The organism is Nocardioides sp. (assembly GCF_025965415.1).
In the GTDB taxonomy this organism is placed as follows: domain Bacteria; phylum Actinomycetota; class Actinomycetes; order Propionibacteriales; family Nocardioidaceae; genus Nocardioides.
This window is the reverse complement of the sequence record NZ_JAOPWY010000119.1, coordinates 22,586-36,182: the sequence shown is the minus strand read 5'-3', so window position 1 is coordinate 36,182 and position 13,597 is coordinate 22,586. Positions and strand designations below refer to the sequence as shown.

General features: G+C 71.5%; 12 protein-coding genes. 7 read left to right on the top strand and 5 right to left on the bottom strand.

Annotated elements, in window-relative coordinates:
* Positions 1-227 precede the first annotated feature (227 nt).
* Entirely contained in the window at positions 228-1,553 is a 1,326-nt protein-coding gene (locus JWN97_RS12620) for a GH1 family beta-glucosidase (protein ID WP_297623041.1), read from the bottom strand.
* A 42-nt stretch (positions 1,554-1,595) separates the two neighbouring features.
* On the opposite strand from JWN97_RS12620, the gene JWN97_RS12615 reads away from it, so the two are divergent.
* Positions 1,596-2,288 (top strand): pirin family protein, encoded by a 693-nt coding sequence (locus tag JWN97_RS12615; protein WP_297623039.1) that lies wholly within the window; start codon positions 1,596-1,598, stop codon positions 2,286-2,288.
* A gap of 112 nt (positions 2,289-2,400) precedes the next feature.
* On the opposite strand, the gene JWN97_RS12610 is transcribed toward JWN97_RS12615, so the two are convergent.
* Positions 2,401-3,984, bottom strand: coding sequence for an FAD-binding oxidoreductase (locus JWN97_RS12610; RefSeq protein ID WP_297623037.1), 1,584 nt, complete (start codon positions 3,982-3,984; stop codon positions 2,401-2,403).
* A gap of 17 nt (positions 3,985-4,001) precedes the next feature.
* Between JWN97_RS12610 and JWN97_RS12605 the strand changes: the two genes are divergently transcribed.
* Together JWN97_RS12605 and JWN97_RS12600 are read left to right on the top strand one after the other, a co-directional pair.
* Entirely contained in the window at positions 4,002-4,592 is a 591-nt protein-coding gene (locus JWN97_RS12605; protein ID WP_297623036.1) for a TetR/AcrR family transcriptional regulator, read from the top strand.
* A complete protein-coding gene (locus JWN97_RS12600; protein WP_297623034.1) occupies positions 4,589-6,142 on the top strand; it encodes a glycerol-3-phosphate dehydrogenase/oxidase in 1,554 nt (517 codons plus the stop codon). Before JWN97_RS12605 ends, JWN97_RS12600 begins: the two co-directional genes overlap by 4 nt.
* Before the next feature lie 292 nt (positions 6,143-6,434).
* Here JWN97_RS12600 and glmS read toward each other — a convergent pair whose 3' ends face one another.
* Entirely contained in the window at positions 6,435-8,258 is a 1,824-nt protein-coding gene (gene glmS / locus JWN97_RS12595) for a glutamine--fructose-6-phosphate transaminase (isomerizing) (protein ID WP_297623032.1), read from the bottom strand.
* A 53-nt stretch (positions 8,259-8,311) separates the two neighbouring features.
* Positions 8,312-8,572 (bottom strand): hypothetical protein, encoded by a 261-nt coding sequence (locus tag JWN97_RS12590; protein WP_297623030.1) that lies wholly within the window; start codon positions 8,570-8,572, stop codon positions 8,312-8,314.
* A gap of 247 nt (positions 8,573-8,819) precedes the next feature.
* On the opposite strand from JWN97_RS12590, the gene JWN97_RS12585 reads away from it, so the two are divergent.
* Positions 8,820-8,945, top strand: a complete 126-nt coding sequence (locus tag JWN97_RS12585) for a hypothetical protein (protein WP_297623028.1) — start codon at positions 8,820-8,822, stop codon at positions 8,943-8,945.
* Positions 8,946-9,094: 149 nt separating this feature from the next.
* Positions 9,095-9,664, top strand: coding sequence for a YceI family protein (locus JWN97_RS12580; RefSeq protein WP_297623026.1), 570 nt, complete (start codon positions 9,095-9,097; stop codon positions 9,662-9,664).
* 210 nt (positions 9,665-9,874) lie between these two features.
* Here JWN97_RS12580 and JWN97_RS12575 read toward each other — a convergent pair whose 3' ends face one another.
* A complete protein-coding gene (locus tag JWN97_RS12575; RefSeq protein ID WP_297623024.1) occupies positions 9,875-11,611 on the bottom strand; it encodes a DEAD/DEAH box helicase in 1,737 nt (578 codons plus the stop codon).
* 106 nt (positions 11,612-11,717) lie between these two features.
* Between JWN97_RS12575 and JWN97_RS12570 the strand changes: the two genes are divergently transcribed.
* Positions 11,718-12,518 carry a GNAT family N-acetyltransferase gene (locus tag JWN97_RS12570; RefSeq protein WP_297623023.1) on the top strand — a complete coding sequence of 267 codons (801 nt, stop codon included), beginning with the start codon at positions 11,718-11,720 and terminating at the stop codon, positions 12,516-12,518.
* A 161-nt stretch (positions 12,519-12,679) separates the two neighbouring features.
* Entirely contained in the window at positions 12,680-13,531 is an 852-nt protein-coding gene (locus JWN97_RS12565; protein ID WP_363321289.1) for a response regulator transcription factor, read from the top strand.
* The last annotated feature ends 66 nt before the right edge of the window (positions 13,532-13,597 follow it).

Genomic DNA, 13,597 nt, shown 5'->3' with positions numbered 1-13,597 from the left:
CACTCTCCCGCCGGTTGAGCCGGGCGAGGAACGAGCCCGAGTCGAAACCAAGGTCACCATCGGCACCTCGGGTTCGACACGCTCGCTGCGCTCGCTGCTCAACCAACGGGCCGTCACTCTCCCGCCGGTTGAGCCGGGCGAGGAACGAGCCCGAGTCGAAACCAAGGTCACCATCGGCACCTTGATTTCGACACGCTCGCTGCGCTCGCTGCTCAACCAGCGGGCCGTCACAGGTGCTGGGGCTGCGCGGCGAGCAGGTCGGCGTACCAGTGGAAGGAGTTCTTCCGGGTCCGCTTCAGGGTCTCGTAGTCGACGTGCACCAGGCCGTAGCGCTGGGTGTAGCCCTCGGCCCACTCGAAGTTGTCCATCAGCGACCAGCAGTAGTAGCCGCGTACGTCGACGCCGCGGGTGATCGCCTCCGACACCGCGCCGATGTGGGCGCGCAGGTAGTCGATGCGGACCTGGTCATCGACCACCCCGTGCTCGTCGGGGCCCATGCCGTAGCTGCAGCCGGACTCGGTGATGTAGATCGGTGGGAGGGCGGCGCGGAAGCGCGCACGGAAGGTGACCAGCCACTCGCGCAGCGAGTCGGGCACGACGGGCCAGCCCGACTCGGTCGTGGGGTAGCCCACGACCTCGCGGAAGTCGAACGGGATGTCGGAGTCCTCGTCGGCAGCGGCGACCCTCAGGGGGCTGTAGTAGTTGACCCCGTAGAAGTCGAGCGGCTGCCGGATCGTCGCGAGGTCGCCGTCGCGCATGACGCCCTCGAAGAGCGGCATCAGGTCGGCGGGGTAGCGACCGAGCAGCATCGGCTCGAGGAACGTGCCGTTCCACAGCGCGTCGAAGATCTTGCTCATCCCCACGTCGGCGTCGTCGTCGCTCGCCGGCCAGATGGGCGAGTGGTTGTTGGCGCAGCCGATCGACGTCGCCCCCGCCCTGCGCAGCTCGATCGCGGCGCGGCCGTGGGCGAGCAGGAGGTGGTGCGCGGCCGGCAGGCAGTCGAAGAGCAGCTCCTTGCCGGGGGCGTGGGTGCCCATGCCGTAGCCGAGGATCGAGGCCACGTTGGGCTCGTTGATCGGCACCCAGTGCTCGACGCGGTCGGCGAACTTCTCTCCGACGATCGCGGCGTAGTCGGCGAACCGGTCGACCGTGTCGCGGTTGAGCCAGCCGCCGTCGTCCTCGAGCGCCTGGGGCAGGTCCCAGTGGTAGAGCGTCACCATCGGCTGCTGGCCGTTGGCCAGCAACGTGTCGATGAGCCGGTCGTAGAACGCGAGCCCCTTCTCGTTGGCCGGCCCCCGTCCGGTCGGCTGGATGCGGGGCCAGGCGATCGAGAAGCGATAGCCCCCCGTGCCCAGCTCCTTCATCAGCGCGACGTCCTCATCCACCCGGTGGTAGTGGTCGCAGGCGACGTCGCCGGTGCTGCCGTCGACCACGTGGCCGGGCTCGGCGGCGAAGGTGTCCCAGATGCTCGGGCCGCGACCGTCCTCCGCCACGGCGCCCTCGATCTGGTAGCTCGCCGTGCTGGTTCCGAAACGGAAACCGGGTGGGAGCATCGGGAAGTCCTGCGGGGAAGGCACATCCGCGAAGATATCGGCATGTCAGTGACCCTGTACGCCGGTTGGGAGAGGTCGTCGTCGACCGACGCGGGGAGGGTGACGCAGCACTCATTCTCCTTCGGTCCGCACTACGACCCGGCCAACCTCGGCTTCGGTCCCCTGGTCTGCCACAACGACGACCTCCTCGACCCCACGGGCTCGGAGGTCGCGGGCTATCCCGAGCACCCGCACGCGGAGCTGGAGATCGTCACCTGGGTGCTCGAGGGCGCGCTCGTGCACACCGACTCGACGGGCGCCTCGCACGTCGTCGAGGCCGGTCGGGCGCAGGTGCTGTCGGCCGGCGCGGGCATCCGGCACAGCGAGGTGGCCGACCCCTCGTCGGGCCGGTGCCGCTTCATCCAGGCGTGGGTCACGCCCACCACCCCGGGGACGGAGCCGTCGTACGTCCTGGGCGGGGCGCCGGCGCCGGGCACCGACCTCGTCGAGGTGGTCGGCGGCGACGGGCTGCCGATCGGCACCCGAGGCGCCCGGCTGCTCGTGGCGCGGCTGGATCCGGGTGCGTCGGTCGTCCTGCCGGACGACCCGCGCCAGCACGTCTTCGCGGCCACCGGGGCGGTCTCGCTCGACGGGCTCGCCCTGCGTGGCGGCGACGCCGTACGCCTCACCGACGAGCCGGGCCACCTGGTGCGCGCCGACGAGGCGAGCGAGCTGCTGGTCTGGGCGTTTGCCTGACCCCGCCGTCGGTTGAGCCGGGCGAGGAACGAGCCCGAGTCGAAACCACGGCCACCGCCAGCACCTCGGTTTCGACACACTCGCTGCGCTCGCTGCTCAACCAGCGGCACGCTCAGGGGATCAGGACCCCGGGGTTGAGGATCCCGGCCGGGTCGACCTCCGCCTTGACCGCGCGCAGCATCCGCACGCCCGCGTCGCCGATCTCCCGGGCCAGCCACGGCTTGTGGTCGGTGCCGACGGCGTGGTGGTGGGTGATCGTCGCGCCGGCGGCGACGATCGCGTCGCTGGCGGCAGCCTTGGCGACCTGCCACTGGGCGAGCGGGTCGTCGGCCTGCCGCGCGGCGACGGTGAAGTAGAGCGAGCAGCCGGTCTCGTAGACGTGCGAGACGTGGCACAGCACCAGCGATCCCTCGCCGAGCGACTCCTGCAGCGCGGTCCTCACGTCGGCGTGGAGCCGCTCGCGGTTGGACCAGAAGGTCGCGGTCTCCAGCGTCTCGACGAGCACGCCGTGGTCGAGCAGGGAGTCGCGCAGGTAGGGGGCGCCGAAGCGGCCGTGCACCCACGTCCGGCCGGGCTCCTCACCCAGTGCGGTGCCGCCGAGATCGCCCAGCACCGCGGTCACGGCGGCGCGCCTGGCGGCGACCTGCTCGGCGGTGCCCTCGTAGCCGGTGATCATCAGGCAGCCCGGGTCGTCGGTCCCGCCGATCGACGTGGGGTCGGCGAGGTTGACCGCCGTCTCCGACTCGTCGGAGAGCCGGATCACGGTGGGCAGCAGGCCGGACTGCGCCAGGGTGCGCATCGCGTCGGACCCGGCGTCGAAGGACGGCCAGCACCAGCCCTCGTACGTCGCCACGGCGGGCGCACGTCGTACGCGCAGGGTCACCGACGTGATGACGCCGAAGGCCCCCTCGGAGCCGAGCAGCAGCTGGCGCAGGTCGGGCCCGGCGGCGTTGGCGGGCGACGAGCCGAGATCGAGCGGCCCCGTCGGCGTCGCGGCGGTGAGGCCGACGACCATGGCGTCGAAGCGGCCGTAGCCGGCACTCGACTGGCCGCTGGACCGGGTGGCCGCGAAGCCGCCGATGGAGGCGTGCTCGAAGGACTGCGGATAGTGGCCCAGGGTGAGCCCGTGCCCGGCGAGCAGGGCCTCGGCCTCGGGCCCGCGCAGCCCGGGCTGGAGGGTGGCGGTCATCGAGACCTCGTCGACGGCGAGCAGTCGCTTCATCCGGACGAGGTCGAGGCTGACCAGTCCGGCGAAGCCGTCGCGCCGGGCCGCGAGGCCGCCCGTCACGCAGGTGCCGCCGCCGAAGGGGACGACCGCGACACGGTGCTCGTGGGCCCACGCCAGCACGGCGGCGACCTCCCCGTGCCCGTCGGGGCGCACCACGGCGTCGGGGGCGTCGGACAGGTCCCCGGCACGGGCGCGCAGCAGGTCGGGCGTGGACTTGCCGCGGGTGCGCAGGGTGCGGGTCTGGTCGTCGACCAGGACGTGCTCGGTGCCGACGATCGCCCGCAGCCCGTCGAGGAGGGCGTCGGCCAGCGCGCTCGCGGGAGGCGTGGCGCCGGTCGTCGCCGGCCGGTCCTGGAGGCCGAAGGCCAGCTCGACCAGGCCGCGGGCCGACGCGGGCAGGTCGGTGGCGGCGGCGGGGTCGCCCCAACGCTGGGGATGCATCTCGACAATGGGCGTCTCGGCGGTCATGCGTTACAGTGTGACATATGTCGTCACTTCGTCACACCCCGGAACCTCGGCTCGACGCCTACCTCGACGCCGCCCGGGACTGCATCCTCGACGTCGGGTGGCGGCGTACGACGCTCACCGAGGTCGCGAGGCGGGCCGGCGTCTCGCGGATGACGATCTATCGCGCGTGGTCCGACATGGGCTCCCTGCTCGGCGACCTGATGACCCGGGAGTGGGTCGGCATCGCCGCCGCGACCCGGGTGGCCGCGCCGGACACGACGACCCCGTCCGGCATCGCCGCGGCCGCGCTGTCCACGGTGCGGGCGCTGCGCGACAACGAGCTCTTCGTCCGCATCGTCGAGCTCGACCCCGACCTGATGCTCCCCTACCTCCTCTCCCGCCGCGGCCGCTCGCAGGAGGCGCTCATCGAGATCCTGGCCGCCGAGATCGAGAGCGGTCAGCGCTCCGGGGCCATCCGCGAGGGCGATGCCGTCTTGATGGCGCGGTCGCTGATGCTCGCAGGGCACGGGTTCGTGTTCTCCGCGCTGACGATGGTCGACGCCGGTGTGGGCCTGGCGGACCTCGACGCGGAGCTCGCCCGCCTCATCACCGGATCACTCGCGCCGTGAGCGCCCGACGCATCACCCCCGGCCTGGCCGGCATCCCCGACCACGTCGACGTGGTGGTCGTCGGCCTCGGCATCACGGGAGCAGGCGTCGCCCTCGACGCGACGACCCGCGGGCTGAGCGTCCTCGCGGTCGACGCGCACGACCTGGCCTTCGGCACCTCGCGCTGGTCGTCGAAGCTCGTGCACGGCGGCCTGCGCTACCTCGCCCAGGGCCAGCTGGCGATCGCCCACGAGAGCGCGGTCGAGCGCGGCATCCTGATGCACGTCACCGCCCCCCACCTCACCCGGCCCCTGCCGATGCTGACGCCGGTCAACGACGCGCTGTCCCGCAGCCGTACGGCGATGACCTGGGCCGGGCTCCAGGCCGGTGACGTGCTGCGACGCAGCGCGCACACCACCACCCGCACCCTGCCGCGGCCCCGCCGGCTCAATGCGACGGAGGCGCTCAACCTGGCGCCGTCGCTGCGTGCCGACACCCTCCGCGGCGGGCTGCTCGCGTGGGACGGGCAGCTCGAGGACGACGCCCGGCTCGTGGTCACGGTCGCCCGCACCGCCGCGGCGTACGGCGCCGACGTGCGCACGCGCGCCCGGGTGACCGCCGCGACCGGCACCGCCGTCCACCTCCGCGACGAGCTGACCGGCGAGACCCACGTCGTCCGGGCCGGCGCGGTCGTGAACGCGACCGGCGTCTGGGCCGGCGACCTCGACGACCAGGTGCGGCTCCGGCCGAGCCGCGGCACCCACCTCGTGCTGCGGGGGTCGGTGCTGCCGCACACCCGGGTCGCGGTGATGGTGCCGATCCCGGGCACCACCGCCCGCTTCGCGATGGTGCTCCCGCAGCCCGACGGCACCCTCTACGTCGGCCTCACCGACGAGCCCGTCACCGGTCCGGTGCCCGATGTCCCGACGCCGAGCGAGGCCGAGGTCGACTTCCTCCTGGGCGTGGTCGCGTCCGCCTTCACCACCCCACCGACACGCGCCGACGTGGTCGGCTCTTTCGCCGGGCTGCGCCCGCTGCTCGAGGTCGCCGGCAGGGGCACGACCGCCGACCTCTCGCGCCGGCACGCGATCCTCACCTCGGCGACCGGTGTGACGACCGTCGTCGGCGGCAAGCTCACGACCTACCGCCGGATGGCCGAGGACACCCTCGACACCCTCGTCGCCGACGGGCGGTTCGCGGCCGGCCCGTGCCGCACCGGCTCGCTCCCCCTGGTCGGTGCCGCACCGGCGGAGGAGCTGCGCCGGTCGAGCGCCCCGCCCCGGCTCGTACGCCGCTTCGGCACCGACGCCGACCAGGTCCTGGCCACCGCCCGGGAGGTCACCGGGCTGGCCGACGACGAGCTGCTCACGCCCGTCTCCGACGAGGTGCCGGTGACGCTCGCCGAGCTCGTCTTCGCGATCACCCACGAGGGCGCGCACGACGTCGCCGACCTGCTCGACCGGCGTACGCGCGTCGGCCTGGTCGCCAACGACCGGACGGTCACGGAGCCGCTGGCCCGGCGGGCGCTCGACCTCGTCGCCACCGGGTCACGACCACTCGCCCGCGGCTAGCGTCTCCCCGTCGGGCGCGCCGTGCGACGAGGGACGCCTGGGCCGCTCATTCCGTCCTCTCCCGCACCACGGGACGACGGTTTCCACCACGGGTGACGCAGGCAACAGCAAAATGCGCGAGTACTTCGAGGGAACCTCGGACAGGGCGTCGGTCAGGTGGGATCGTTCTCCACGGCGCGCCCCTTGCCGACCCCATGCGGCAAGGGGCGGCCTTCCATCTCGGCCGCCGCGCGGCGGGATGTCGGCGGCCTCCACGTCGTTCGGGGGTCGGCGTGCCTGTACGTCCTTGGCCTCACTCGACGGTGACCGACTTCGCCAGGTTGCGCGGCTTGTCGATGTCGTGACCCAGGTGCTGGGCGGCGTGGTAGGCCAGCAGCTGCAGCGGGATCGTGAGCAGGATCGGGTCGAGCTCCGGCTCGTTGCGGGGCACGTCGATGCGCCGCGCGCCGATCTCGCCGAGGTCGACCTCGGCGTGGGTGATGACCACCAGCGGACCCTGCCGGGCGTCGATCTCGTGCAGCGCGCCGATGTTGCGCTCGGTCAGCTCGTCGCGCGGCACCAGTGCGACCGTCGGCACCTCGGGATCGATCAGCGCCAGCGGGCCGTGCTTGAGCTCGGAGGTCTGGTAGGCCTCGGCGTGGCGGTAGCTGATCTCCTTGAACTTCTGCGCGCCCTCGCGCGCGACCGGGAAGCCGCGCACGCGGCCGATGAAGAACAGGCTGCGGGCCTCGGCCAGCGAGCGGGCGACGTCGACCAGGGCGTCCTCGCCCGCGAGGATCTCCTCGATCTGGCCGGGCAGCCGCTCGAGACCGGCGACCAGCCGCTTGCCGTCGGCGATCGAGAGGTCGCGGACCCGTCCCAGCTGCAGCGCGAGGAGCGCGAAGCCGAGGAACATGTTGGTCAGCGCCTTGGTGCTCGCCACCGCCACCTCCGGTCCGGCGTGGAGGTAGATGCCGCCGTCGCACTCGCGCGCGATGGCGGAGCCCACCACGTTGACGAGTCCGACGCAGCGCCCGCCCTTGCGGCGTACCTCCTGCACGGCGAGCAGGGTGTCGATCGTCTCGCCGGACTGGCTCACCGCGACGGAGAGGGTGTCGGGCTCGATCACCGGGTCGCGGTAGCGGAACTCGCTGGCGGCCTCCGCGTCGGCGGGGATCCGGGCGAGCTCCTCGATGAGCGCCGCCCCCATCTGGCCGACGTAGTAGGCCGAGCCGCAGCCCAGGATCTTCACCCGCCGCACCGCACGCAGGTCGCGGGCGTCCATGTCGAGACCGCCGAGGTGCGCGGTGCCGAAGCGCTCGTCGAGGCGGCCGCGCAGGACCGCCTGGGCGGTGGTGGGCTGCTCGCGGATCTCCTTGCGCATGTAGGACTCGTGGTCACCGGCGTCGTACGCCGACGCGTCGATGTCGACCTCGGTCGCGGTCTTGCCGGTCGACGCGAGGTCGGAGTGGCGCATCGTGGTGAAGCCGGCGGCCGTCACGGTGGCCATCTCGCCGTCGTCGAGCATCGCCACGGTGGTCGTGTGGCGCACGATCGCGGCGAGGTCGGAGGCGACGTACATCTCCTTGTCGCCCACGCCGACGACCAGCGGGCTGCCGTTGCGGGCGACGACGATGCGGTCGGGGAAGTCGGCGTGCAGCACCGCGAGCCCGTAGGTCCCGACGACGACGCGCAGCGCGTCGCGGACCTTGCCCTCCAGGGTGTCGGAGTCGCTGCGTGCCACGAGGTGGGCCAGCACCTCGGTGTCGGTGTCGCTGGCGAGCGTCACGCCCGCGTCGGTGAGGTCGGCGCGCAGGGCGGCCGAGTTGTCGATGATGCCGTTGTGCACCACCGCGACCCGGCCGGACTCGTCGGAGTGCGGGTGCGCGTTGGCGTCGGTGGCCGGCCCGTGGGTGGCCCACCGGGTGTGGCCGATGCCGGTCGTGCCGGTGAAGCGCTTGGGCAGCACCTCGGTCAGCTCACGCACCCGCCCGGCCTGCTTGGCCACGCGGATCCCGCGGTTGCCGAGGACGGCGACGCCGGCCGAGTCGTAGCCCCGGTGCTCGAGACGGGTCAGTCCCTCGAGGACGACGGGTGCCGCGTCCTGGCGGCCGATGTAGCCGACGATTCCGCACATGGGGTGCTCCTGGTTCGTGAGAGGGCTTCGAGGATCAAGGGGTCGAGCGAGACCTAGCCGTAGACGATGCGCCGCAGCTGCCGCTCGGAGAGCTCGGGCGCCGCGACGACGCGCTCGCGCAGCTCCTCGGCGATCCGGGTGAAGATCTCGGCGTTCCTGGCGCCGTACGTCTGGAGGCGCGCGTGCCGCTCGCGGACGTAGACCTCCACGGGCTGGCTGTGGAAGGCGATCACGTCCTCGACGACGCGCGCCGCCTCGCCCGGGGTCAGCGACGTGGTGGCGACGACGTGGGCGACGAGGGCGGGGTCCAGCACCCCAGGAGTGTGCCCGTGCGCCACGTCGATCGGCAACTTCCTGCCCGCAATCGGGCAGATATCGTCCTTTGCGCCTTCGGTGCTCCAGACAGACACCGCCACTTGTGTCACAAGTGGAGCAACATGGCGGTGGCGGGAGGCGTGCGGCGACACAGGTGGAGGATCCGCTACAAACTTGAGCGAAAACACGGTGCGTCAGTGGGGACGTGGTACCTTAAGTGAACAGGAAGTGAACGGGAGGTGTCGCATGAGCAAGCACGAGACGACCGGAGCACCGGTCTGCAGGTGGGTCGCCGTCACCGACGCGTCGGGTCGCACGCACATGGAGGCACGCTGGTCGGTGCCCGCCGCGGCCCACACCGCGGCCGCCTGAGCGCTGCCACGCCTGAGCCACGCCCCCCAGGGGCGTGGCTCGATGCATTTCGGGCCCGCAGGGGAATTGCTTCCACCTCCGGGGAATGAACCGCAGGAGCCGTTCGTTCTAGTGGTTGAAAGTTCTACCAACCACTTCCAGGAGCCAGCATGTCTACCGCCTTCGACGCCCCCACCACCGCCATCGACGACATCTCCGGCGACTACACCCTCGACGTGAGCCACAGCCGCCTCGGCTTCGTGGCCCGCCACGCCATGGTGACCAAGGTGCGCGGCCAGTTCGGCGCGTTCACCGGCACCGCCCACATCGACGAGAAGACCCCCGCCGACTCCAAGGTCGACCTCTCCGTCGACGTGACCTCCATCGAGACCGGCAGCGCCGACCGCGACGGCCACCTCAAGTCCGGCGACTTCTTCGACACCGAGACCTACCCCACGATCACCTTCGTCTCCACCGACGTGAAGCGTGACGGCAGCGACTGGGCCATCACCGGCGACCTGACCATCAAGGACGTCACCAAGTCGGTCACCATCGACTTCGAGCAGACCGGTTCGGCCCAGGACCCCTTCGGCAACGTCCGCGTCGGCTTCGAGGGCGAGACCACCATCAACCGCAAGGACTGGGGCCTCACCTGGAACGCCGCGCTCGAGACCGGCGGCGTCCTCGTCTCCGAGAAGATCAAGCTCGAGTTCGACATCTCGGCGATCCGCAACGCCTGAGCCCTCCCCCGCAGTCCTTCGGACTGAGCGTCGAGAACCCCCGCCAGCCACCGGCTGCGGGGGTTCTTGTCGACCTGACGCTTGTGCGCACCCAGCACCTGCCGAGCTGACGCTTGTGCGCACGAGGCCCGTGCACATGCGCCAGGTCAGCGCGTCATGCGCGTGCACACGCGCCAGGTCGGCACTGCGTCTGCGTGCACAAGCGTCAGGTCAGCGGGGGTTCTTGCCCTTGTAGCCGCCACCGCTGCTGCTGCCGTGGTCGCCGGAGCGGGCGCGCTGAGGGCCCTTGTCCAGCTCGAGCTCGATCAGCTTCCCGGAGATCCGGGTGCCGGAGAGCCGCTCGAGGGTGCCGCCGGGCAGGGTGGCCGGCAGCTCGACGAGCGAGAAGTCCGGCTTGATCGAGATGTAGCCGAAGTCGCCGCGCGAGAGACCGCCCTCGTTGGCGAGCGCGCCGACGATCTGGCGGGGCTCGACCTTGTGGCGCTTGCCCACCGAGATCCGGTACGTCGCCATCGGCACGTCGGCGCGGTCACCGCGGGGAGCGCGCTCGCGCTGGGCCTTGCCGCCGTGCGTGGGCCGCTCGTCGAAGGTGCGGGTCGAGCGCTCCGGCTCCGGCTCGAGCAGCAGCGGCTGCTCGCCGTGCATCACCGCGGCCAGCGCGGCGGCGACGTCGACCTCGGCCACGTCGTGCTCGCTGACGTAGTGGGAGACCACGTCGCGGAAGAAGTCGATCCGCTCCGGCTGGGCCAGCGCCTGGGTGATCTGGTCGTCGAAGCGCGAGAGGCGCGTGGCGTTGACGTCGTCGACGGTCGGCAGCTGCATCTGGGTGAGCGGCTGGCGGGTGGCCTTCTCGATCGCGCGCAGCAGGTGGCGCTCGCGGGGGGTGACGAAGGCGATCGAGTCTCCGGAGCGACCCGCGCGGCCGGTGCGGCCGATGCGGTGGACGTACGACTCGGTGTCGGTGGGGATGTCGTAGTTGACGACGTGGCTGATCCGCTCGACGTCGAGGCCGCGGGCCGCGACGTCGGTGGCGACGAGGATGTCGAGCTTGCCGGCCTTGAGCTGGTTGATGGTGCGCTCGCGCTGCACCTGGGCGACGTCGCCGTTGATGGCCATCGCGGAGTAGCCGCGGGCGCGCAGCTTCTCGGCCAGCGTCTCGGTCTCGTTCTTGGTGCGGACGAAGACGATCATCCCCTCGAAGTTCTCCACCTCGAGGATGCGCGTGAGGGCGTCGACCTTCTGGGGGTAGGACACGATCAGGTAGCGCTGGGTGATGGAGGAGACCGTCGACGTCTTGTTCTTGACGGTGATCTCGACCGGGTTGTCGAGGTACTTCTTGGAGATGCGGCGGATCTGGGCCGGCATGGTCGCCGAGAACAGCGCCACGTGCTTGTCCTCGGGCGTGTCGGCGAGGATCGTCTCGACGTCCTCCGCGAAGCCCATCTTGAGCATCTCGTCGGCCTCGTCGAGGACGAGGAAGCGCAGCTCCGAGAGGTCGAGGGTGCCCTTCTCGAGGTGGTCCATGATGCGACCCGGCGTGCCGACGACGACGTGCACGCCGCGACGCAGCGCGGAGAGCTGGACGCCGTAGCCCTGGCCGCCGTAGATGGGCAGCACGCGGACGCCCTTCATGTGGGCGGCGTACTTCTCGAAGGCCTCCGACACCTGGAGCGCGAGCTCGCGGGTCGGGGCGAGGACGAGGGCCTGCGGCGTCTTCTGGGAGAAGTCGAGCTGCGACAGGATCGGCAGCGCGAAGGCGGCCGTCTTGCCGGTGCCGGTCTGCGCCAGGCCGACCACGTGGCGACCCTCCAGCAGCGGCGGGATGGTCTGGGCCTGGATCTGCGAGGGGGTCTCGTAGCCGACGTCCGCCAGCGCCTTGAGGACCTCGGGCGAGAGGCCGAGGTCGGAGAAGGTCTGCTGGGGGGCTTCGGTCTGGTCGTCACTCACCCGAACAACGGTAGGGCCTCACGAGGGAATCGGACATTCCCCAGCCGGCCACGGGGACGTGGACAAGCGCGCGACAGCGCCGCACGTGAGGCAGCACACTTCCCCCATGCCCGACGCCGTGCCCGAGCAGCCCCGCCGCGACCTGTCGGCGCCCACCCTCCCCGATCTCCCCGCGGGCCTCATCACCCGGCCCCTGCAGAAGACCGACGCCCGCGCCGTCTTCGAGCTGATGGCGGCGCAGGAGCTCGAGGACATGGGGGTCGTCGCCATCGAGGAGTCCGACATCGTCAGCGACTGGGCCCGGCCGAGCCACGACCTCGGAGCCCGCTCGGTCGGCGTGTTCGACGGCGACACCCTGGTGGCGTACGCCGAGCTGATGGGCGCCGACCGCGCCGACACCGCCGTCCTGCCCTCCCACCGCGGCCGCGGGATCGGCACCTGGCTGGCCCACTGGCTGCAGGACCTCGGCCGCCGCGTCGGGTCGACCGTGGTGGGGATGCCCGTCCGCAGGGCTCTCCCGGCGACCGGCTCCTGGAACAGCTCGGCTTCCGGGTGCGGTGGACCAGCTGGGTGCTCATGCTGCCCGCCGGCGCGACGATCCCGGAGCGGAAGCTGCCGGAGGGGTACGTCGTCCGCGCGGCCGAGCCGGGGGAGGTGCGCGCCGCCCACGACGTGCTGGAGGAGGCCTTCCTCGAGTGGTCGGTGCGCGAGCGGGAGGACTTCGAGGACTTCGAGGCCGCGACCACCGCACGGCCGGGGTTCGAGCCGTGGAACCTGCGCGTGGTCGTGGACGGCGGGGGCACCGTCCGGGGCCCTCGGCCTCTACGAGCGGGTCGGCATGGTGACCGACCACATCTGGGTCAACCGTGGGATCGACGTGGGAACGACCAAGGAAATCGCACCCTGAAGGGTGGGTTGCAAAAGATTCCGCTCATCTGTGGTGGTCTAGACACCTCATCCACAGGACGGAACATCAATTCCTAGACGGGGTGGGCTGCCATTACCATCGATCGACGCCAGATCGGGCGGCGCCATGCGGGGACGTGGGGTCCCTGCTTCGGGTTTTCTGTGGGGGTACTCGTGCAAGATCTACACGCTTTGGTCGTCGAAGACGATCCGGACATTTCCTCGGCGCTGGTGGAGACCCTCGAGGGGGCGGGTTTCCGAGTCACCTCGGCGCGCGACGGACGAGCAGCGGTGGACGTGGCGGCAGCCGATCCACCCGACCTGGTCACGCTCGACCTGACGTTGCCGCACATGGACGGCATCGAGGTGTGCCGACGCATCCGGGAGACCAGCGACTGCTACATCGTCATCGTGTCCGCGCGGTCCGACGAGGTGGACAAGCTGATCGGCCTGGAGGTCGGCGCCGACGACTTCGTGCTCAAGCCGTTCTCGCCGCGTGAGCTGCGAGCACGCGTGGCGGCGCTGTTCCGCCGCCCACGCTCGGCCGGTACGACGACCGACGAGACGCCCGCGGCGTCCCAGCCTCCGCTCGTGCCGAGCCCGTCCCAGCCGGCCGACGAGCCGAGCACCATCTCGTGCGGCGCCGGCCTGGTCATCAACTCCGCGCGCCGGGAGGTGCAGGTCGATCACGAGATCGTCGACCTGACCCGCATCGAGTACGACGTGCTCGAATACCTGGCCACCCACCTCTCCCGGGTCTGCACCCGCGAGGAGATGGTCCTCGCCATCTGGAGCAGCGCGCTCACGCACGACCACCACCTCGTCGACGTGCACGTGGCCAACCTGCGCGGCAAGCTGCGCCGGCACTCCGACGCCACCTGGATCCACACGATCCGAGGCATCGGCTACCGGATGGACCGCGAGGGACAGCAGCAGGAGCGGCGCGCAGGAGGCGGCCCCTACCTGGTCGCGCGCATCGACTCCGAGGACTGGGCCCGCGGCCTGGACTTCTGAGCGCCGGCGCCGCCGCCGCGCGGGTTCGCCGATTCGAACACCTTCCCAGCCCCTTCCGAATACCAT